This is a genomic window from Asticcacaulis tiandongensis, from assembly GCF_006475605.1.
GTDB lineage: Bacteria > Pseudomonadota > Alphaproteobacteria > Caulobacterales > Caulobacteraceae > Asticcacaulis > Asticcacaulis tiandongensis.
In genome coordinates this window covers 286,526-307,544 of sequence record NZ_ML636837.1, presented here as the reverse complement: position 1 = coordinate 307,544, position 21,019 = coordinate 286,526, and the positions used below count along the sequence as shown (strand labels likewise).

Below are 21,019 nucleotides of genomic sequence, written 5' to 3'. Positions count from 1 at the left end.
GGTGACGCGATTTTCCCGTGCGGTTGTGCTTTTCACGACAATTTGCACAATGATTTGTCTTGTTTCCTGCGTTCGGATTGGGCCTAATCGGGGCGTCTTGGTTCAGGGAACGGCATATGAGTGGTCAGGATCAGGGAACAGGTTCTACAGCGCTTAAAGGGCCGGTGTTTTTTGACCGGCGCGAGCTTGAGCTGATCCTCAGGCTCTATGGGCGCAAGGTGGCGGCAGGCGACTGGCGCGACTATGGCATAGACAGTTTTAGCGATGCCGTGTCCTTCAATATTTTCCGACGCAGTTCCGAAGCGCCGCTTTATCGCATTGAAAAGCGTCCGGCCTTAAGCCGCAAGCAGGGGGCCTTTGCCCTGTTTAATCAGGCAGGGCTGATCCTCAAGCGCGGGCATGAACTGGGGCAGGTGATCAGTGTTCTGGATAAGACGCGGTTTGAAATCATATAAAAAAGCCCCGCAGGATGAACCTGCGGGGCTTTTTCTTTTTGAAATCTGAGACGACTTAGTCGCGACTGCCGAACAGGCGCAACAGGCTCAGGAACAGGTTGATGAAGTTGATGTACAGGCCCAGCGCGCCGATATAGGTCAGGGCGGCCATCTGACGGTCAGACAGGTTCGGGGTCTCGTAGTAGGTGATCTTCAGAGACTGGGTCTGATAGGCGATCAGAGCCGAGAACAGCAGGACGCCAATAACTGCCGTGATCAGGCTGACCATCGAGCTTTGGAAGAAGATGTTGGCGATGCCCGCAGCGATCAGGCCGAGAACACCCATATACAGGAAGGTGCGCCAGCCGGTCATGTTGACCTTGGTGGTGTAGCCGATCAGGCTCAGGCCACCGAAGGCAATGGCGGTGATCATGAAGACGCGGGCAATGGACTCACCGGTATAAAGAAACGCGATCGAGGCCAGCGAAATGCCCATGATGACCACGAACAGCCAGTAGAAGAAGCCGGAAATCGCGGCGTCCAGCTTTTGCATGAACATGCCGGAAATAAAGCTCAGGGCCATAGGGGCAAAGGCGACAATCCAGCCGAGCGGCGTATAGCCGGTAAGTACCTGACGGCCTTCGGCGGTGATGCCAAAGGTATAGAGCAGGTTCAGAACGAAGGGCGAATTAAGAACGGCATAGGAGACAATGGCGGTCAGGACGAGGCCCAGTGCCATCTTCTGGTATATGCCCAGCATAAATTTACGCAGGCCCGGGTCCTTCGCCATCGTCTCCGATGAAGGCAGGACGTCCGTATTGGTCTGGTTGAAATTCAGCATCAGGGTTCCCTGTATTAAAGTGAAGCTGGATTTAATATGACCTCAGATGCCCTTTCAGGCAAGGGGCGTAGATTAAAAAGCAGGCTTTATACTTGCGCTTAGCGGTATTATGACGGGTGGGTAAGACAATAGAGGCATTTATGGTCAGCAATATACAGACACCCTTGCGTTCGGTGTTATTCGTTCCGGCGGCTAATCTCAGGGCACTTGAGAAGCTGGCTCAGCTTAAGGTCGATGCGGTTATAGTCGATCTGGAAGACTCTGTGGGGGTGGCCGAACGGGAAACGGCGGTCGCCAATATACAGACGATTGCGGCGCAGGGCGTGTTGGCCTTAAGGCCGACGCTGTTGCGCATAGGCGGCGGGCCGGAAGGTGTTGAGGTCGGTAGGCAGCTTCTGCCGCTGGGTTTCGCCGGCGTGGTTGTGCCGAAGGTTGAGGCGGCCACTGATCTTACGGGTGTGGCGAAAGCCTGTCGGATGCCCTTATGGGCGATGATCGAAACGCCGAGAGGGGTTGTGAACCTTAAGGAGATATGCGCGACGGAGGCGGGACTGATGGGGCTGATTGCCGGGCCGAATGATCTGAGGCACGGGTTACGAAGCGTTGCCTCGGCGGATCGTGGTGATATTGCGCAGGCATTGGCGTTGATTGTGCTGCACGGGCGGGCCGGTGATCTCAGGGTTATTGACGGGGTCTATAATAATTTCCGCGATGAGGCGGGATTGCGGGCAGAGTGCGCGCAGGGTCGGGCACTTGGGTTTGACGGCAAGACCCTGATTCATCCGGCGCAGATCGACATCGCTCATCAGGCCTTTGGGGCCAGCGAGGCTGAGCTAAGCTGGGCGCGGGCGGTGGTCGCGGCCTTTGGGCGGCCTGAAAACGCCGATAAGGGCGTGGTGGCCGTCAATGGCGAAATGGTTGAGCGCATGCACCTTGAGCGCGCGCAGCGTTATCTGAACCCTTAGACCACGTTTTCCAGATAGGTGACCGAGCGCATCTCCTCAAGGCGGGACACGGTGCGCTCAAATTCAAAGGCCCCGTCGCCGGTGGGGTAAAGATCAGCCGGTTCGGCGGCGGCGAGGGAGACGAGTTTGACACCGGCCTCATACAAAGCATCGATCAGGGTGACAAAGCGTTTGGCTTCGTTGCGGTTTTCCGGCCCCATCTGCGGGATGTTTTCAATGAAAACGGTGGTGAAGCGTTCGGCAATGGCCAGATAGTCTGCCGCCCCGTTGGCCTTGGCGCAGAGATGCTTGAAGTTGGTGCGCAACAGCGGGCCTGCGGCGCGTTTGAAGGCCAGTTCGCGTTTATTAACACAGATATAGGTGCCGGTTTCGGTCATGCCCTCGGTCAGGCGCGTCCACAGGGCGTCAAAGGCCGTGACTTGTGCGGCATCGGTTGAGGGGGTGAAATAGACCTTGGCCCCTTTGAGGCGATCGAGACGGAAATCACGCGGGCCGCGGATTTCGTGCACCGTCATCTGATCGCGGATCAACTGAATGAAGGGGACGAAGCGGTCACGGTTCAGGCCGTCCTTGTACAGATCTTCGGGGGCGCGGTTTGAGGTGGCGATCAGAATGACCTTATGGGCGAACAGGGCTTCGAATAGACGGCCCAGAATCATGGCATCGGCAATGTCGGTGACCTGAAGCTCATCGAAGCACAGAAGGCGCGATTCTTTGGCGATGAGGCGGGCAATCGGCGGGATAGGGTCATCGCCCTTATGGGTGCCGAATACTTTTTTACGGGTGGCTGCGTCGCCTTCGCGCCATTGCTTCACCAGACGGTGCACCGTGGCCATGAAGGCATGGAAGTGGATGCGCCGTTTCGAGGGGAGCGGAATGTGGTCGTAGAACAGGTCCATCAGCATGGACTTACCGCGCCCCGGTTGTCCCCAGAGATAGAGGCCATAGACCTTTGTGCCGCCAAACCACGAGGTGGTGCGGGCAATGTCTTTCTCAAGCTGTGACAGGACGTCTACGGTTTCGGCCTGAGCCGGATCGCTGGTCAGGGCCCCTTTTTTGATCAGATTGAGATAATGGCTTTTGAGGGAATGCGACATGGAGAACTATGAAAAATGGAAACGATGGGAACCTAGCACAGACCGGTTAAAACAAGATACCCCACCCGTCATGTCGCTTCGCGCCATGCCACCCTCCCCATTAAAATGGGGAGGTATGAAAGCTTAAAGCCTTAGCGAAATCTGCTTGGCGACCTGAATGCCGTGGGCGGTAGCGGTGGCGACGCACGGATGCCAGTAATCGGTGACTTCGCCGCAGGCATAAAGGTTTGCGATGCTGGTTTCACCGAAGCGGTTCACGCGGATATAGCCGTTGTCGAGATCAGGGATAAGGCCTTCGGGGATGATGGCTTCAAAACCATACATGACGGCGAACAGGTCAAAGTATTCGTCGTTAATTGTCATGGTGTGCTGATCGGCGTGATAGGGGCCGATGCGGATCGGGACGTCAGGGATAAGTTGCCTTAAGGTCGTCTGGCCGCGTGGTGGGGAGCGGGAGAAAATAACGACCTCGGCGGCGTTACGGTCACGCAGGAAACGGGCCTGATCATAGGCGTTGTCGCCACCGCCGAGCACAGCGATTTTCCGACCCTCAACGGGGGTGTTTTCAATATCCACGCCCGGGCCGATGAGGACGGTGTCACTGGCGATAAACGGGCCTGAGCGGGGCAGGGTGCCGGTGGCGATGACGACAAAGCGGGGGGTGAGGGTTCCGGTGTCGGTGTGCAGTGCAAAGCCATCTGGTGTCGGTGTGATGTGATGAACGCGCTGGTTGAGGCTGTAGGGCACCTGGTCGCTGTCGAGGTGGGTCTGGAAGGCCTGAGCGACGGCCTGACCGGTGCGGCCCTGAACGCCGGGCAGCCACAGGTTTTCATAAGGGCTGCGGGCCTGAAGGCCGCCGAGCCGGTTGGCGCCTTCGATCAGGTGTGCGGTGACGCCGAGCTTATGCAGCCAGAGGGCGCAGGCGCAACCGGCGGGGCCGCCGCCAATAATGCCGACATCGAGGTGCGTGGAAGGTTTCATCGGGGCATTAGAGCGTGTCAGGAAAAGTATGCAACGGTTTTTGGGTAACGTACGTAAGTAAACCAGATACCCCACCACCCCTTTGCTTACGCAAAGCGGTCCCCCTTGTTTGTAGAATATGTGAGAAGATGGGTTGGGATCAGAGATCTGACCATCGCTGATCCCGTCCATTGGAAGGGTCGTTACCCCCTTAGCCTTTGAGGGCTGTCGGGGAGCTTGACCACCATTGGGTTCCTGCCTCGGATGGTTGCATGGGCGTTAAGGCCCGAAGACACAAGGTTGAGATCATGGAACAGGTACAGTCTATCACAGGCGTGGCCGGTGTCGATATCGGCAAGTTATGGTTGGATGTTGATGTGTGCGAAGCTAGCCATCATCAGCGGTTCCACCATACGCCGGAAGGTCTGGCGCAGATGGTCGTCTGGCTGCGCGATCAGGGCGTCCATCGGGTCGGGATGGAGGCTTCGGGCCAGTACGAGCGCGATGTACGCGAAGCGCTGGAAGCGTCCGGCTTCGAAGCCATCGTGCTTCAGCCGCTGGAGGTCAGGGCGTTCGCGCGTTATCGCCGTATCCGCCTGAAGTCGGACAAGGCCGATGCGCATCTTATCGCCAAAGCGACGGCTGCTTATGAAGGCGTTGTCGCCCGGTTTGACCCGTATCTGGTTGATCTGGCGGAACTTATGACGGCCTACGAGCAAACCAGCCAGCTTCTGGCGCAGGTCAGAACCCTGTGTGAGCACCATCGGCTTGAGGTCATAAAGGCCATGGACAGCGAGCGCATTCTCTATCTGGAGGCTCAGAAAGTCCGGCTTCGTCAGCTGATCCTCGAAGCGATCCGCGCACATCCTGACCTCAAGGCGCGGTTTCAACTCCTGAAAAGCCTGCCCGGTGTGGGCGATATCACGGCCATGAGCCTGGTTATCCGCATGCCGGAACTGGGCCGCATGGCACCTGGAAAGCCCGCGGCCCTGCTTGGGGTTGCGCCATTCGACCGTGATTCCGGCCAGTTTCACGGCAAGCGCTTCATCACCGGCGGGCGCTCAAGGCCCAGAACCTTCGTTTATCTTGCTGCCCTCTCTGCCAAACGCATGAACTCAGGCTTCAAAGCCTTCGCGCAACGCTTGCTCGACGGCGGCAAGCCCAAAAAAGTCGTCATCGTCGCTATCATGCGAAAGCTTATCGAAGCCGCCAACATCGTGCTCAAACGAAAAACACCCTGGATCAAATACGCCTAATCCACATGGTTGCTCCCCGCCAAAGGCAGGGAGGAGTTAAGGGGGAGTCGTCAAAGGCAGGGAAGTATGAGGGGGAGCGGTTTTGCGTGAAGGGGCGCGGAAGTGTGCGAAATTATCTTTACAGCTTTTTTATATAGTGTAGCCTTGCAACAAGGCGATACAAATCGTGAGCTTGGGCGGTTGAGTCGGCGCGGGAGGCGCTAAACCAGTGAAGTTGTTGTGCGTAGAGGACAACGGGGCCATGCAGGGGCTTATCGGGTCTATGTTGTTATCGGGCGGGGCAGAAGTTGACTATGCGTCCAATGGACGTGAAGCGGTTGAGGCCTACGAGTTGTCGGAATATGACGCCATTCTTATGGACATGGAAATGCCGGTCATGTCCGGCCTTGAGGCGACACGGGAAATTCGCCAGATTGAATATGGTTTCCATCTGCATCACACCCCTATCCTGTTTCTGACCGGACATGCTGACGACAATCGTCTGGCGCAGTTCGAGGCGGTCGGTGGTGACGGCCATCTGTGCAAGCCCTTCACGCCCGAAGCCCTGCTTGGGGCCTTGCAGGGCGTATTATCGCTAAAATAGCCGTTTTCTTCACAGGCTTTATCTGATATGGCACGGGCCGTTGCAGCCCGTGCCCTTTTGTTTATGGCCGCTGCATTGTGGTGATGGATCAGTTCGATCCTTTGCCGAACCTTTTATCATGGAGTTTTCCGATGACTTATCGTGTCGCCGTTGTAGGCGCCACCGGCGCCGTAGGCCGTGAGATGCTGGCAACGCTTGAAGAGCTCAATTTCCCGATTAAGGAGATTTATGCTATCGCGTCGCGCAAATCGCTGGGCGTTGAAGTCTCTTACGGTGAGCGTACCCTGAAATGTGAAGACATCGAGCAGTTCGACTTTTCGAAGGTCGATATTGTTCTGATGAGCGCCGGTGGTGACGTGTCCAAGGCCTGGTCGGAAAAGATCGGCGCACTTGGTCCCATCGTGATCGACAATTCTTCGGCCTGGCGTATGGACCCTGACGTGCCTCTGATCGTGCCGGAAGTGAACCCGGAAGCGGTCTGGGAAGCGCGCAAGAAGAACATCATTGCCAATCCGAACTGCTCGACCATTCAGATGGTTGTCGCCCTTAAGCCGCTGCATGACGCGGCGCGCATCAAGCGCGTGGTGGTGTCGACCTATCAGGCGACGGCCGGTGCCGGTAAGGCCGGTATGGATGAGCTTTGGGAGCAAACCAAGGGCGTGTTCGTCAATAAGGACGTGCCGGCTTCGAAGTTCACCAAGGACATTGCCTTCAACGTCATTCCGCACATCGACGTCTTCATGGAAGATGGTCAGACCAAGGAAGAGTGGAAGATGAAGGTCGAGACGAAGAAGATTCTCGATGAATCGATCGAAGTCTTTGCCACCTGCGTGCGCGTGCCGGTGTTTGTTGGTCACTCGGAATCGCTCAATGTCGAATTCGAAACGGCGCTTGATGAAAATGTGGCGCGTGAGCTTCTGCGGGATGCACCGGGTATTACGGTGATCGATAAGCGCGAAAACGGCGGTTACGTCACGCCTAAGGAATGTGTCGGTGAATTCACCACCTTTGTGTCGCGTATTCGTAACGACCCGTCCGTACCGAACGGTCTGGCGTTCTGGTGCGTGTCGGACAACCTGCGCAAAGGCGCGGCGCTCAATGCCGTGCAAATTGCACAGCTCCTTGACGAACGTGGCGTTTTGACACCGGAAAACGCCTAGATCCCATTCACAATGTGAACGGATTAAGCCGGTGGAACCTGAAGGTTTCACCGGCTTTTTTTGTTTCTTTTCTGGTTTAGTGCCATGTCACAGCCTCTCTTATCCGCTCCGGCATCCGCGCCGGTTTCATCGCCGGTTCTGCTGGCCATATTGTGTTATGCGTTCTGGGGGTTTGCCCCCCTGACCTATCTGCCGCTTGATCATTACGGGGCCGGGCCGCTTGAGATCATGGCGCACCGTTCTGTGTGGGCGCTTTTGTGTTCGGGGCTTTTGGTGTGGATGACGCATCAGATTCCGGATGTGCTCAGGATTTTGAGCCAGCCAAAGGTGGCCCTGACCCTGTGCGGCTCGGCGCTGCTGATTGCGCTAAACTGGGGGGTGTTTGTCTGGGCGGTGACCAACAAGCATATGATCGAATCCGCGCTGGGCTATTATCTGAATCCGCTTTTGAACATGGCGGCGGGGGCGGTTTTGTTTCGCGAGCGGCTGGATAATTTTGGCAAGACGGCGATCGGTCTGGCGGTGATCGGTGTGGCCATTCAGGCATTTGCGCTCGGGCATATTCCCTATATTTCCCTGACTCTGGCCCTGACCTTTGCGGCCTATGGCATTATCCGCAAGCAGCTTGAAGTGTCGGCGCTTTCGGGACTGTTTGTCGAATGTCTGTTTCTGGCAGTGCCGTCGGTGGCTTTTCTTTTGTGGTTTGAAGGCACGGGGCAGGGGCATTTCTTCGGATCGCCCATACATATGTTCTGGTTTGTCCTGACCGGGCCGGTGACGGTATTGCCGCTGTTTCTGTTTGCCTATGTGGCGCGGCGTTTGCCCTTATCGACCATGGGATTCATTCAGTTTCTCGCGCCGACGATTGCCTTTTGTATCGGTCTGGCTCTGGGGGAACCGTTCAGTGTGCTGAGGGGCGTGTCCTTTGTCTTTATATGGGTTGGTGCTCTGGTGTTTGCCTTTGGCGCCTGGCGGCGTTTCAGGGCCTTAAGGATTTAGCGATGAGGCATAACCCGAGGGGGCGGCATATTTTGTCTTCTTAGGTTATACCCTCCCGTCACTTTGCTTCACAAAGTGCCACCCTCCCGCAAAGCAGGAGGGAGAAGCTATTTTAGCCGGTTTAACGGACTGTTGACCTCAAGCCTGTAGAGTCGTCCTGACAATGGGGACAATCAGGTGATCAGGCTTATAAGGCGCAACACACATATCAGGGGCTATGGCCGTGACCGCAAGGGCGCGACCGCCGTGGAGTTCGCCCTCATTGCCGGGCCGCTGATCCTTATGATTCTGGCCTGTCTTGAGCTGGCGCTGGTGGTGCTGGTGTCGGTATCGCTTGAGAACGCGGTTGAGACCAGTGCGCGCAAAATCCGTACCGACAATATGGCGGGCATTACCTCTGCGCAGACCTTCCGTGAGGATATCTGTGGCAGCATGGACTGGCTTAGTGGATCGTGCATGGATAATCTGCATGTCGATGTACGCACCTTTGACAGTTTTGCCTCTGCGGCGTCCCCGCCGGCGCTGATTGTTGACGGAAAGTTGCAGGACCCCATGGCCTATCAGGTCGGTAATGGCGGCGCCATTCAGCTTGTGCGCGCCTATTATACCTGGGATCTGCTGACGCCCTTTCTTAAGGGCGGGATGTCTTCACTGGAGAGCGGGCAGGTAGCGCTTTCGACGACCGCCATATTCAGAAATGAGCCTTTCGAGCGATGATAAGTCTGAGTGTCCTGTCGCGCGCCTTGCACCTGAAATCGTTTAGCGGTGAAGCCCGTGGGGCTACGGCGGTGGAATTTGCGCTGATCGCGCCGGTTCTGATCCTGCTTTATCTGGGGCTGGCGGAACTGACCATGGGTATGATGGTCAGTCGTCGTGTCAATCACCTCAGTGCGGCTATCGGTGATCTCACGGCGCAGAGCCAGAATCTGACCGAAGCCAATATCACTGACATTTTTGAAATCGGCGACAGCATCATGCAGCCGTTCGATACCGGTGATCAGTTGGATATACGCCTGACCAGTATCGAGAAAGACAAGAACGGCAAGGCAATTGTCCTGTGGAGCCGTGGCTGGAGCGCCTATGCCAAGGGTGCGGAGGTAACGGATGTGGATACCAGCGATGTTGCCATCGGACAGGGTTTGATTATTACCAACGTCAATTATCGCTATAAGTCGACCATCGGTAATCTGCTGCCCGGTGTGACCGATTTTAGCAAGAACTACCGGCACTTTCCCCGTGACGGGGCGGTGGTTACCGGGCCTTAGGCGATTAACGGACTTCCTGTGTAAAGAAAGATACCCCACCACCCCGACCGCAAGCGGTCGCGGTCCCCCTCCCCGCCAAAGGCAGGGAGGAGTGGTAAGTCAGGCAAAGCCGCGGGCCCGCATCAGGGCTGCGGGGTCGGCGTCACGGCCACGGAAGGCCCTATAAGCCTCAGCCGGATCGACCGTATTGCCCACGCTTAAGACATGATCAAACAGCTTTTGCGCCACGGCCTTATCGTAGAAGCCACCGGCCTCAGTAAAGGCTTCGGCGGCGTCTGCCGACAGGGTGTCGGCCCAGAGATAGCTGTAATAACCGGCGGAATAACCATCGCTTGAGAAGACGTGCGCGAACTGCGGTGTGCGGTGGCGCATGACGATTTCCTTCGGCATGCCAATGGCCTCAAGCGTTTCGCGCTCAAAGGCATCAGGGTCGATATCGGCACCGCCAGCCAGATGCAGCTTCATGTCGATCAGGGCGGCGGACAGATATTCGACCGTGCCAAACCCCTGATTGAAGGTAGCGGCCTTGTTGATCTTTTCCAGCAGGGCGGGCGGCAGGGGCGCATTGGATTCATGATGCAGGGCGAAGCGGCTTAGGACCTCAGAGGTCGACAGCCAGCGCTCATTAACCTGAGACGGGAACTCCACATAATCGCGCGCCACGGCGGTGCCTGCCAGCGAGGCATAGGTGACGTTGGACGACAGGCCGTGAATGGCGTGGCCAAATTCATGGAACAGGGTCGTGGCGTCATCCCATGAAATCAGGATCGGTTCACCCGGGGCGGCTTCGATAAAGTTTGAATTGTTCGACACCAGCGGCAGGGTTTCGCCGGTCACTTTCGATTGCGAGCGATAGGCGTTCATCCAGGCGCCGGAACGCTTGCCTTTGCGGGCATAGGGATCGAAGTAGAACAGACCGACAATCTTACCGTTGCGGCTCACCTCATGCACGGTGACGTCTTCGTGGAAGACCGGCACGGTATCGCTCGGTTTATGGACAAAGCCGATATCATGCTGGAATTTCGCGCCTTTGGGGGCGGGTACAGTGTCAACCTTAGTGAAGGTAAAGCCAAAGGTTTCCGTGGCGGCCCAGAACATGCCTTCGACCAGCTTGTGCAACTGAAGGTAAGGCTTGATCTCGTTTTCATCGAGATCGTAACGCGCCTTGCGTACCTTTTCGGCGTAGTAGCGGTAGTCCCACGGTTCGATGGTCAGACCCGCATTTTCCTGATCGGCGATGGCCTGCATGTCGGCGACTTCTTCCTTAACGCGGCCAACGGCGGCGGGCCAGACAGACTCCATCAGGGCCGTTGCGGCTTCAGGGGTCTTGGCCATGGCGTTTTCAAGCCGCCAGTGGGCGTGGGTCGTATAGCCACGCAGTTGGGCACGTTCGAAACGCAGTTTCAGGATTTTACGGATGATCTCGTTATTGTCATAGGCGTCACCATTGTCGCCGCGATTGACGTAGGTGCGCCAGACCTTTTCACGCAAGGCCCTGTCATGGGCAAAGGTGGTCACCGGCTCCATGGCCGAGCGAGTGTTCTGGATGGCATAAAGCCCGTCCTTACCGGCGTCGGTAGCGGCCTTGGCGGCGGAGGCGATAAAGCCTTCGGACAGGCCCTCAAGTTCCGCGCGGGTGACGTAGAGCACCTGCTCTTCGTCGTGCAGGAGATTGTTCGAGAACTGGTTGAACAGAACCGACAGTTCCTTGTTGATTTCGGCGACACGTGCCTTGGCTTCGGGCGAGAGGTCGGCACCGGAGCGGACGAAATTGTCATAGGTCAGCCACAGGAGCCTGTCCTGTTCAGGTGTCAGGTTCAGTTCAGCACGGCGTGCGTAAACGCTCTTGATGCGCTGAAACAGGGCCTCGTTCTGCATGATTTCATCGCCAAAGGCGGCGAGTTTGGGCGACAGGCGTTGCGAGACGTCCTGGAACTCAGGGGAAGACAGACCACCCATCCATACCCAATAGATCGCGCCGACGCGCTCCATAGCCGCGCCTGAGGTTTCAAGGGCGACAATGGTGTTTTCAAAGGTCGGCATTGACCGGACAACGGTGATGGCACGGATTTCGGCGCGCTGAGCCTCCATGGCGGTCTCAAAGGCTTTTTCAAAGTCTTCGAGTTTCGCCTTATCGAAGGGGGGCACCCCGCCATAGGGGCCTGTCCACGGGTCTGTCAGCACGGATATATCCTTATTTGCAGAAAGAGCGGCACCGGGTATCAGACTCGCGGACGCCATTAATCCCACCACCGTGCGACGATCCAGACCCATGAGTGCCACTCCTTAAATTGTTTCGGCCTCAGCTAACCACAGCCCCTTAATGTCCGCAAGCGGTCTCAATGGGCATGGACGGCAAATGTCCTGCTGTTCTATATAGGGATCAGCATTATGGATTTCAGGGTATCGCGGCATGGCCATTGGGGTTTTCGATTCCGGCGTTGGAGGCTTAAGCATTCACCGCACCCTGTCAGAAAGTCTGCCTGCCGCCGATATGGTCTATCTGGCGGATCAGAAATATGCCCCCTATGGCGAGCGTGACGGTGAAGAAATCGTCAGCCTGACGCGGCGCGGCTGTGAAATCCTGTTTGAGGCAGGCGCGTCATTGGTCGTATTGGCGTGTAATACGGCGTCTGCCGTGGCGCTCAGGCGGTTGCAGGCGACCTGGCTGGCGGAGTTTCGCCGCACCTATCAGCGGCCAGTTAATGTGCTGGGGATTATCGTGCCGACCATTGAGGCGGCGACCGGCCTGCCCTGGACGCATGAGCCGGAAAAGGGCGACGGGTCGCGCATCGCCAATCTGGATGTGGTGGGGATTTTCTGCACGCCGGCCACGGCGCGGTCACGGGTCTATGAGATCGAAATCGACAAGCGCCGTCAGGACATTGCCGTGTTCAGCGAACCCTGCGCGGGACTGGCGGGCATGATTGAATATGGGGCAGACGAATATATCATCCGTGAACGGATTATCGGTCATGTTGAAGCTTTGAAAAGCCGGATCGGGCGTTATCCGGATCGGGCAATTTTAGGCTGTACCCACTATGAGATTGTTGGTGACCTGTTCCGTGAGGCCTTGCCCAAGGGCACGCCGCTGATCCATCAACCGTCATCGGTGACTGAGGCTTTGGTAAGCTATCTGGCGGCGCACCCTGAATATGATATTGGCCATTCAGGCCTCAGACGGTTTCTGACGACGGGCCTGAATGTGCAACCTTCGGGGCTGGCGGAGAAGTTCTATGGCCGACCGATTGGGTTTGAGGCGGTTTAACAGAAGATAGAAAGATACCCCACCACCCCTTTGCTAAAGCAAAGCGGTCCCCCTCCCCGCCGGAGGCAGGGAGGAGTGAAGTGGCCTCTGCTACTCGGCGGCGACGGATTCTGCCGGAGCCGAGGTGCGGATCAGGTGATCAAAGGCCGAGAGGGCGGCTTTTGACCCTTCGCCCATGGCGATGATGATCTGCTTATAGGGCACGGTGGTCACATCACCGGCGGCAAAGACACCGGGGAGGCTGGTTTCACCACGGGCATTGATCTCGATTTCACCGCGTGGAGACAGGTCAATCGTACCTTTCAGCCATTCGGTGTTAGGCACCAGACCGATCTGGACGAAGATGCCTTCGAGTTCGAGCACATGCTCGGTGTTGCGCTGACGATCCTTATAACGCAGGCCCGTGACCTTCTCATCATTGCCGATGACCTCGGTGGTCTGGGCGCTGGTGAGAATGGTGACATTAGGCAGGCTGGCCAGCTTGCGTTGCAGGACGGCATCGGCCCGAAGATCGGTGTCGAACTCAAGCAGGGTGACGTGCGCGACAATGCCCGCCAGATCAATGGCCGCTTCTACGCCAGAGTTACCGCCGCCGATCACCGCGACGCGTTTGCCCTTGAACAACGGGCCGTCACAGTGCGGACAATAGGCGACGCCCTTATTGCGGTAGAAGTCTTCACCCGGCACGTTCATCTGCCGCCAGCGGGCACCGGTCGAAAGGATGACGTTACGCGCATGCACAGAGGCACCGCTTTCGAGCTGAATCTCAATCAGACCGTTGGCAGAGGTGGCAGGCACCAGCTGACGCGCCTTTTGCAGGTTCATGATATCGACTTCGTATTCACGTACATGCTGCTCAAGGGCCGAGGCCAGTTTAGGGCCTTCGGTATGAGAGACCGAGATGAAGTTCTCAATCGACATCGTATCGAGCACCTGACCGCCAAAGCGTTCAGCGACCACACCGGTACGGATGCCCTTACGCGCGGCATAGATCGCCGCCGCGGCACCAGCCGGGCCGCCACCGACCACCAGAACATCATAGGGTGCCCTGGCGTTGATCTTTTCGGCTTCGCGGATTTGCGCACCCATATCGATCTTGGCGAGAATTTCCTCAAGGCCCATGCGGCCCTGACCGAAGGGCTCACCGTTCACATAGATGCTGGGGACGGCCATGATCTTACGGGTATCGACCTCTGCCTGAAACAGGGCGCCATCAATGGCCACGTGACGAATGCGCGGATTGAGCACGCTCATCAGGTTCAGGGCCTGTACGACGTCCGGACAGTTCTGGCACGATAGGGAGAAGTAGGTCTCAAAAGTCAGGTCACGGTCGAGCGATTTGATCTGCTCGATGACATCGGCCTCAACACGGGGCGGGTGGCCGCCAACCTGAAGCAGGGCCAGAACCAGTGAGGTAAATTCATGGCCAAGCGGCAGGCCTGCGAAACGCACACCGGTGTCTTCGCCCGGACGGTTGATGGCAAAGGACGGCTTGCGGTCATCCGCACCATCGGTTTTGACCGACACCTTTGCGGACACCGAAGCGATGTCTTCGAGCAGGGCCAGTAATTCTTTGGATTTGGGGCTATCATCAACCGAGGCCACCAGTTCGATCGGCTGCACCAGCCGCTCAAGGTAACCCTGCAATTGCGATTTCAGACCAGCTTCCAACATTGTGTCGTACTCCCGAAAATATTGGCCCCGAAAATAAAAAGCGCCGCCGCCATGCACCCGCTCGGGGCCACAGCAGCGGCGCGGGTCAGGGATGCTCCGGAACCAGAGGCTCCGGATTATGTATCCTGTCGCGCATTATGGGTGAAAAGCGAAAACCGCCTTTCATAATGCGCCTTAGATCTTGCCGACGAGGTCGAGCGAAGGGGCAAGGGTCTTCTCGCCTTCTTCCCACTTGGCCGGGCAAACTTCGCCGGGGTGAGACGCGACATATTGGGCCGCCTTGATCTTGCGGAGAAGCTCAAGCGCGTTACGGCCAATGCCACCGGCAGTGATTTCAACGATCTGAATCTTGCCTTCAGGATCGACAACGAAGGTGCCACGATCAGCCAGACCGACTTCTTCGATAAGAACCTCGAAGTTGCGCGACAGTTGCGTGGTGGGGTCACCTACGAGGTGATACTTGATCTTGCCGATAGCGGGCGAAGTGTCGTGCCAGGCCTTATGGGCGAAATGGGTGTCGGTCGACACGCCGTAGATTTCGACGCCAAGCTTCTGGAATTCGGCATAGTTGTCGGCCAGATCTTCGAGTTCAGTCGGGCAAACAAAGGTGAAGTCGGCCGGATAGAAGAAGAATACCGACCACTTGCCCTGAAGGTCCGCGTCAGTCACGGTGACGAACTTGCCTTCCTTGAAGGCTTCGGCTTTGAACGGCTTAATTTGCGTATTGATAAGGGACATGGACAATCCTGCTTGGGTTGGGGCCTCAGTACCGATCAGGTACCTGCATTAATATAGCCGAGGCGTTTGAAATGTTTACGAAACGATGGTGAGACATTTGGACGCTGCCGGAGCCGCGCGGGGTCTTACGTTACGAGAGGCATATTGCCAGAGTAAAAGCGAAGATCAAGCTTATTTTATTTTTATTATATATAGATTTTATTTATATATGGGGTGGCTTGAAAATTCCAGATCCTATAAAAATTCCTAAATTGTCCCAGTAAGCTTTTTGGCGGCTTCGGCAGCGAGCTTTACATCCTGTGCACGCGATACTGGCGCAACGACAATGCCGGACGGGGTCGAGATCACCATAATATTATCAAGCCCGATAACAGCGACCGGCGGGCCTTCGGCGCGTACCAGACAGTTATTCGCGTCAATCAGTATGGTGTCGCCGGAGCTATGATTGCCTTCGGTATCCTTAGCGCCCAGACGCCATAATTCGCTGAAGCCGCCGACATCAGCCCAGCCTATGTCACAGGGGGCGACCGCTGCACGCTCGGTACGTTCCATAACGGCGTAGTCGATAGAAATGGACGGGCATCTGGCGAAATCGTCAGGGTTCAGAAGGCGCGTACGCTCAGTGACCTGTGCGTTCTCAAGGGCGCTGCGGGTGGCTTCGAGAACATCCGGCTGGTGACGGTTTAGTTCTTCAAGCATAACCTGTGGTGAAAACAGGAAAATACCGGCATTCCAGTCATAGCCGCCGTCCGCGACATATTCTGTCGCCGTGGCGAGATTGGGTTTTTCAAGAAAGCGCTTTACTGACCACACGCCGTCACAGAGGCTTTCGTTACGCTGAATATAACCGAAGCCGGTCTCAGGCGCGTTGGGGCGGATGCCAAAGGTGACAATATGATCAAGGGCCGTCGCGGCAGCGGTTTGCAGGGCCGCACGGAAGACGTCCGGTTTAGTGATTACATGATCGGCCGGCACCAGAAGCACAAGCGCATCGGGCGCTATTTCCTGACCGATAAGGGCGGCCACCGCAGCCACGGCAGCTGTGTTGCGGGCAAAGGGCTCAAGAATGATTGCCTGAGGCCGATGATCAATGGCCTCAAGTTGCGCGACAGCCAGTTGCTCATGACTCCGACCGCAAATCACAACGGACTCAAGAAACTCCGGCCCTGACAGACGCAGGGCGGTTTCCTGAATCATGGTACGCTGCGTGGCCAAGGCATGGAATTGCTTGGGTTGCGAAGGTGTTGACAAGGGCCACAGGCGTGAACCGGAGCCACCTGACATTATGATGGGTAAAATGCGCATGAGGCCCCTTTTGAACCCTATTTATAAGAATGGAGCTAACAATTCGAATTATCGTATTATTTTTGAAACAAAGCGTACTGCGCAGTTAATTTTTCATTCTATCTGAACGATCTATAGATTTTGGGTAAATATCCGTAGGAGAAAATATCTTCTGAATACTGCCGGGGTCTTGGTGGTTTAAGATCTTTGCGGCGTTGCTAATGCAATTGGTAAACGCGTCTTGTGTGAGGGAGGTGGGATAAAGAACCCTCGGCACTTTAGCGATTTGCAGTTTTGTATCGACATACTCAATGGCTGATATGGCCAACTTAGAGTGACGTGAATCCTGAAGCAGATTCCCGAGATCAAGGCGTGCAGATGACTTGTCTCCCAGCCGGTATGATAATGTGTGGACCTGACGGCCACGAGCATCTTCGGTTTTGCACGAGATGTATGCCGCAGGTGTTTGATCATAATACACAGTGGTCGGTTTTATACCCTTGAGGCTGAAGGCGCTGATTAACACTTTGTCAGTGTGAATGGACACATATGAAGACAGGCTGAAGAGGGCTGCGGCTATTGTCGCTGCACCAGCCAAAGAAATGGCCGCAGTTGGCCACCAGATCAGCCGGTGCGAAAACGATGCTCTGGTTGAAATATATATGATTAGCATTGTAATCATATATAAAGCCCATACTTGTACAGACCTGACGGGTATCCAAATTTCTGGTGATGTGCCGCCGTGCGTCCATTGCCAAAGGCTTGACATTTTTATTTCTGTGGTTATGCCCAACAGTAAAATGAAGCCTATAAGGAAATATGGCACATTCCTGTTTGAAAGCATAGACGATCTCACATTCAAGTTCCGCGTGGGCGGTAATTATGGGATTAATCCCGTTTCTTATCTGCGCCACAATTTACAAAAAACAAGTTATTTTACGCCTCTTAAATTGTAGATATATAATTCAGGCTCTTAAGTCCATTAAGGATTGCAACGCGTTTCAGACACAATCTTCGACTAGGTGTGCGCAGGCAACAAAAGATTTTCGGCCACATTCGTATTTCAGGCAAATCATAGGTTCAGATGTTCGTTAAAGCTTTAAGTGATTTCAGTCGTGGGGTGGCGCTCAGGCATGTATGGATGCATCATGCTTATCACTCCATACACTCAAAATACAAAAGGACGATGCTGGGGTCCTTATGGATTGCAGGCGGCGTGGTGGCGACATCATTGGCCCTGGCAATCATGATTGGGGGCATTCAGGGGCAGTTGATTCAGTCTGTTCTGCCTTATATCATGGCCGGGCTATTGTGTTTTAGTCTATCAAGCTACGTTCTTAATGAGGCTCCGGAAGTATATATGTCCGCGGCATCAATTATTAAAAACCATGCGCATCCCTACAGCTATTATTCATTTGAGAGCCTTTCGAGGACGTTTTTTATTTTCTTCCACAATCTCGTGGCGTTTTACCTGATGCTGGCTCTGGTTGGCAGTCTTGCTATACCTCACTGGAGTATTTTGATTGCAATTCCGGTTGTGTATGCAAATTCATTTCTCTGGGGAAGTCTTGCGGCGATGCTTGGGGCACGTTTTCGGGATATGCGCTTTCTGTTGCCGTTTGTCGGGCAAATGTTGTTCTTTCTGACCCCGGTTTTTTGGATACCCACCAACATGGGGGGGTGGCGTACGGCGCTGCTGCATTTCAACCCGTTCTATGGGTTATTGGAAATTGTACGCAGCCCGCTTCTTGGGGAGGCGCCGCCGGCAGTGGCTTGGAACCTGAGTCTGATTAGTCTTAGCCTCGGGTTGGTTTTCTGGCTGATATTTTTTGGTGCATTCCGTCGTAAAATTGCATTTTGGGTATAGATTATGACTCCCCTTATTGAATTGAAATCTGTCGATCTGGTCTATCCAGTCTACTCAGTCCGTGCCCAATCCTTGCGCAATGTAATTGCCAATCTGACGGTTGGTGGAAAATTACTTCGTGACGGAAGTGATATTATACATATCCAGGCGTTGAAGCAGATCAATTTTTCGCTTGAAGAGAATGATCGCCTCGGCGTTATCGGTCACAACGGAGCGGGCAAAACCACGCTGTTGAAAGTTGTGGCGGGAATATATGAGCCGACACGTGGAAGTATAAATATTAACGGCAATATATCGTCCATGATTGATGTCTCAATGGGATTGGATCCCAACATGACCGGTCGTGAAAATATTGTCCATATCGGTAAAATGCGTGGCCTCTCGACCAAGCACATTTTAGACAATATGGAAGAAATTATAAGCTTTTCAGATCTTGGCACCTATATTGATATGCCGGTGAAAATATTTTCATCAGGTATGCAGTCAAGACTGGTGTTTGCAGTCGTGACGACGCTTAATCCCGACATTTTGTTGCTTGATGAATGGTTGAGCGCGGGCGATGCCGCCTTTATAGATAAGGCAAAAAAACGAATAGACAGTCTGGTGGACAAGGCGCGTGGTCTGGTGTTGGCGAGTCACTCTACCTCTCTCATTGAGGCAACATGCAATAAGCTTCTCGTCCTGAACGGTGGCGAGCAGGTGTATTTCGGAGACGTAAATAAGTGGGATTTTGAATTAGCCGCGCCTAAGCCTCAGCTTGCAACCCTAATTCCCTAAACTCATAATATGATAGACGTCCTGTCCCTTCCACATATTGTTGATGAAGGTAGCATGCCTGTTTTGGGCGGCATACAGATCAGCAAGCCTTGGGGGAGTTACGTCGCGCCGAATATACCACTTGAACAGGGTTATTATAGGCTTGAGGTAACGTGTGAAGGGCCTGGTATGTGTTTGGAGATGTTTGATAAGGACAGGTATCAGACACTTGAAATAGAGGCGGACAATGAGGGCTCTACGCTTCTTCGATTAGCCGGAGGCGTATATGATCTTAGGGTTTTCGTAGGGGGGCGAACAGGATGCTATGCGTTTAAAACGGCACGGTTGAAAAGGCTGTCTTTTTTAGAACTGAGCCATGCGTACAGCCGCAAATTATCTCATATGCTCCGAGGCGGTTTGAACATCGGGCGTGTAGCGTCGCTCATTGGGCGAGTCCTAAAAAATAAAAATAGTTTTGGTATGCGGGTGGGGGATAGTCGAACGCCGAGCCCTGATGGGCAATTAAGTTCAGGCAAACTGTTGTTCGAAAAACCGGAATGTATCGAGCGTCGTTTAAATGCGTTAACTGACAGGCCCTGTTTTTTGTTGGTTCTGCCTGATGGGCAAGGGGCGCAGGACAGCGGCTTAAAAGAACAGATTTATCCCTACTTTACCCTCGACAAAGATGTACGGCACGACGGGGTTGTCTGGTTGGGCGAGGGGGACGTTCTGTTACCAGATGCCTTATTGGTTATTGCTGAGCAATTTGCCAATAATAGTCAGATCAGGCGCTATTTGGTTGATACTACTTGCGCAGGTCAGCTTAGTGCGCATATCGCTTGGGATCCGGTTCTATACCGACGACTTCTGCCGACGCCATATGTGTGGAGGGGTCATTTTTCTGCAGTATCGGATATTCTTACGTTACCGCGCAGTGATTGTGCCGTAATAAATCTTCCTCTGGCCATAAAAGATAAACCCCATCTTGATGTTGTACCGCCTGAGTCTGATGATGGAGCGGTAGCGCATACGGCGGCCCCCTGCAGCATTATTATCCCGACGCGAGATCGATCTGATCTATTGGAAGCATGTCTGGCAGGTTTATTTGAGAATACCTGGTGGCCGCATGAGGTCATTGTGGTGGATAATGGCTCTACGGAGCCGCGGACCTTTTCCCTCTTGGAGACTTACAAAGCCAAAGGGCTGAAGGTTATACGGGCAGATGTCCCGTTCAATTTTTCAGTTTTATGCAATATCGGCGCTGGCCATGCACAGCACGACTACCTGCTGTTTCTGAATAATGATATCGTTTTGCGCGATACCAACTGGCTGACCTATATTATGGATGAGGCTCAGAATGCTGACGCGGGCGCGGTCGGGATGCGCTTGCTCTATGCCGATGGTCGGTTGCAACATGGCGGCGTCATGCTTGGTGTCACGCAGATGTGTGGGCATTTGTGGCGTGGGCTCTCGGAAGTCGGGCAGCAAAATGAACCCCGATTGATGCAAAACTCGTTACGTAGCGCGGTTACCGGAGCGGCCCTTTGCGTAAACAGGCAGAAGTTTCATCAAGCGGGAATGTTTGACGAAGCGCATTTCCCCGTGACGCTGGGGGATATTGACCTGTGCCTGAAATTAAATGCACTGGGGTATAATACTGTGTTCGTCGCGCAAGCCGTTGCCTATCACCTTGAAGGAGAGAGCCGGGGAGACGACAGCCTGCCAGCGAAACTCAGGCGGCGGCAAATGGAGCTTCAGGCTTTTTACGCCAAATGGCGTCACCTAATACATAATGACCCCTGGTTACCAGCTTCTGTTTCACGGGGCACAGAAGTTTTCAGATTTAGATAGTTGACGAATTTTTAGGAAGTA

General features: G+C 54.8%; 20 protein-coding genes. 13 read left to right on the top strand and 7 right to left on the bottom strand.

The features are described 5' to 3' along the window. The first annotated feature begins 116 nt into the window (after positions 1 to 116). Entirely contained in the window at positions 117 to 455 is a 339-nt protein-coding gene (locus E5201_RS01400) for a DUF2794 domain-containing protein (protein ID WP_140984210.1), read from the top strand. A gap of 55 nt (positions 456 to 510) precedes the next feature. On the opposite strand, the gene E5201_RS01395 is transcribed toward E5201_RS01400, so the two are convergent. Further along, positions 511 to 1,275, bottom strand: coding sequence for a Bax inhibitor-1/YccA family protein (locus E5201_RS01395; RefSeq protein ID WP_140984209.1), 765 nt, complete (start codon positions 1,273 to 1,275; stop codon positions 511 to 513). 140 nt (positions 1,276 to 1,415) lie between these two features. On the opposite strand from E5201_RS01395, the gene E5201_RS01390 reads away from it, so the two are divergent. Then, entirely contained in the window at positions 1,416 to 2,240 is an 825-nt protein-coding gene (locus E5201_RS01390) for an HpcH/HpaI aldolase/citrate lyase family protein (protein WP_140984208.1), read from the top strand. Here E5201_RS01390 and zapE read toward each other — a convergent pair. Beyond that, complete coding sequence (gene zapE, locus E5201_RS01385; protein ID WP_140984207.1) at positions 2,237 to 3,337, bottom strand: cell division protein ZapE; 1,101 nt, start codon at positions 3,335 to 3,337, stop codon at positions 2,237 to 2,239. The genes E5201_RS01390 and zapE overlap by 4 nt on opposite strands. 123 nt (positions 3,338 to 3,460) lie before the next feature. After that, positions 3,461 to 4,318: an NAD(P)/FAD-dependent oxidoreductase gene (locus E5201_RS01380; protein ID WP_140984206.1), complete on the bottom strand. Its 858-nt coding sequence runs from the start codon at positions 4,316 to 4,318 to the stop codon at positions 3,461 to 3,463. 287 nt (positions 4,319 to 4,605) lie between these two features. On the opposite strand from E5201_RS01380, the gene E5201_RS01375 reads away from it, so the two are divergent. From E5201_RS01375 to E5201_RS01350, 6 genes are all read left to right on the top strand, one after another. Next, positions 4,606 to 5,553: an IS110 family RNA-guided transposase gene (locus E5201_RS01375; protein ID WP_181404499.1), complete on the top strand. Its 948-nt coding sequence runs from the start codon at positions 4,606 to 4,608 to the stop codon at positions 5,551 to 5,553. A gap of 208 nt (positions 5,554 to 5,761) precedes the next feature. After that, complete coding sequence (locus E5201_RS01370; RefSeq protein WP_140984205.1) at positions 5,762 to 6,136, top strand: response regulator; 375 nt, start codon at positions 5,762 to 5,764, stop codon at positions 6,134 to 6,136. Between the two features lie 131 nt (positions 6,137 to 6,267). Continuing rightward, on the top strand, positions 6,268 to 7,296 hold the full coding sequence (locus E5201_RS01365; protein WP_140984204.1) for an aspartate-semialdehyde dehydrogenase: 1,029 nt from the start codon (positions 6,268 to 6,270) through the stop codon (positions 7,294 to 7,296). 84 nt (positions 7,297 to 7,380) lie between these two features. Then, positions 7,381 to 8,295, top strand: coding sequence for an EamA family transporter RarD (gene rarD / locus E5201_RS01360; RefSeq protein WP_140984203.1), 915 nt, complete (start codon positions 7,381 to 7,383; stop codon positions 8,293 to 8,295). A gap of 177 nt (positions 8,296 to 8,472) precedes the next feature. After that, the gene (locus E5201_RS01355; RefSeq protein ID WP_140984202.1) at positions 8,473 to 9,012 is read left to right on the top strand and encodes a TadE/TadG family type IV pilus assembly protein; all 540 of its coding nucleotides are present in this window, start codon (positions 8,473 to 8,475) and stop codon (positions 9,010 to 9,012) included. Then, complete coding sequence (locus E5201_RS01350) at positions 9,009 to 9,560, top strand: TadE/TadG family type IV pilus assembly protein (RefSeq protein WP_140984201.1); 552 nt, start codon at positions 9,009 to 9,011, stop codon at positions 9,558 to 9,560. The genes E5201_RS01355 and E5201_RS01350 overlap by 4 nt, the downstream gene beginning before the upstream one ends. A gap of 99 nt (positions 9,561 to 9,659) precedes the next feature. On the opposite strand, the gene E5201_RS01345 is transcribed toward E5201_RS01350, so the two are convergent. Then, positions 9,660 to 11,834, bottom strand: coding sequence for a M3 family metallopeptidase (locus tag E5201_RS01345; protein WP_140984200.1), 2,175 nt, complete (start codon positions 11,832 to 11,834; stop codon positions 9,660 to 9,662). A gap of 139 nt (positions 11,835 to 11,973) precedes the next feature. Between E5201_RS01345 and E5201_RS01340 the strand changes: the two genes are divergently transcribed. Beyond that, on the top strand, positions 11,974 to 12,828 hold the full coding sequence (locus tag E5201_RS01340; RefSeq protein ID WP_140984199.1) for a glutamate racemase: 855 nt from the start codon (positions 11,974 to 11,976) through the stop codon (positions 12,826 to 12,828). 90 nt (positions 12,829 to 12,918) lie between these two features. Here E5201_RS01340 and ahpF read toward each other — a convergent pair whose 3' ends face one another. The 3 genes from ahpF to E5201_RS01325 form a co-directional block, all read right to left on the bottom strand. Continuing rightward, the gene (ahpF, locus tag E5201_RS01335; protein ID WP_140984198.1) at positions 12,919 to 14,502 is read right to left on the bottom strand and encodes an alkyl hydroperoxide reductase subunit F; all 1,584 of its coding nucleotides are present in this window, start codon (positions 14,500 to 14,502) and stop codon (positions 12,919 to 12,921) included. A 174-nt stretch (positions 14,503 to 14,676) separates the two neighbouring features. Then, entirely contained in the window at positions 14,677 to 15,240 is a 564-nt protein-coding gene (gene ahpC / locus E5201_RS01330; RefSeq protein ID WP_140984197.1) for an alkyl hydroperoxide reductase subunit C, read from the bottom strand. Between the two features lie 246 nt (positions 15,241 to 15,486). Further along, positions 15,487 to 16,545: a mannose-1-phosphate guanylyltransferase/mannose-6-phosphate isomerase gene (locus E5201_RS01325; protein ID WP_140984196.1), complete on the bottom strand. Its 1,059-nt coding sequence runs from the start codon at positions 16,543 to 16,545 to the stop codon at positions 15,487 to 15,489. 518 nt (positions 16,546 to 17,063) lie between these two features. On the opposite strand from E5201_RS01325, the gene E5201_RS01320 reads away from it, so the two are divergent. The 4 genes from E5201_RS01320 to E5201_RS01305 all read left to right on the top strand — a co-directional run bounded on the left by E5201_RS01320 (position 17,064) and on the right by E5201_RS01305 (position 20,998). After that, positions 17,064 to 17,480 carry a hypothetical protein gene (locus E5201_RS01320; protein WP_140984195.1) on the top strand — a complete coding sequence of 139 codons (417 nt, stop codon included), beginning with the start codon at positions 17,064 to 17,066 and terminating at the stop codon, positions 17,478 to 17,480. A 230-nt stretch (positions 17,481 to 17,710) separates the two neighbouring features. Then, on the top strand, positions 17,711 to 18,391 hold the full coding sequence (locus E5201_RS01315; RefSeq protein WP_246050347.1) for an ABC transporter permease: 681 nt from the start codon (positions 17,711 to 17,713) through the stop codon (positions 18,389 to 18,391). A gap of 3 nt (positions 18,392 to 18,394) precedes the next feature. After that, a complete protein-coding gene (locus E5201_RS01310; protein ID WP_140984193.1) occupies positions 18,395 to 19,168 on the top strand; it encodes an ABC transporter ATP-binding protein in 774 nt (257 codons plus the stop codon). 180 nt (positions 19,169 to 19,348) lie between these two features. Further along, complete coding sequence (locus E5201_RS01305) at positions 19,349 to 20,998, top strand: glycosyltransferase family 2 protein (RefSeq protein WP_181404503.1); 1,650 nt, start codon at positions 19,349 to 19,351, stop codon at positions 20,996 to 20,998. The last annotated feature ends 21 nt before the right edge of the window (positions 20,999 to 21,019 follow it).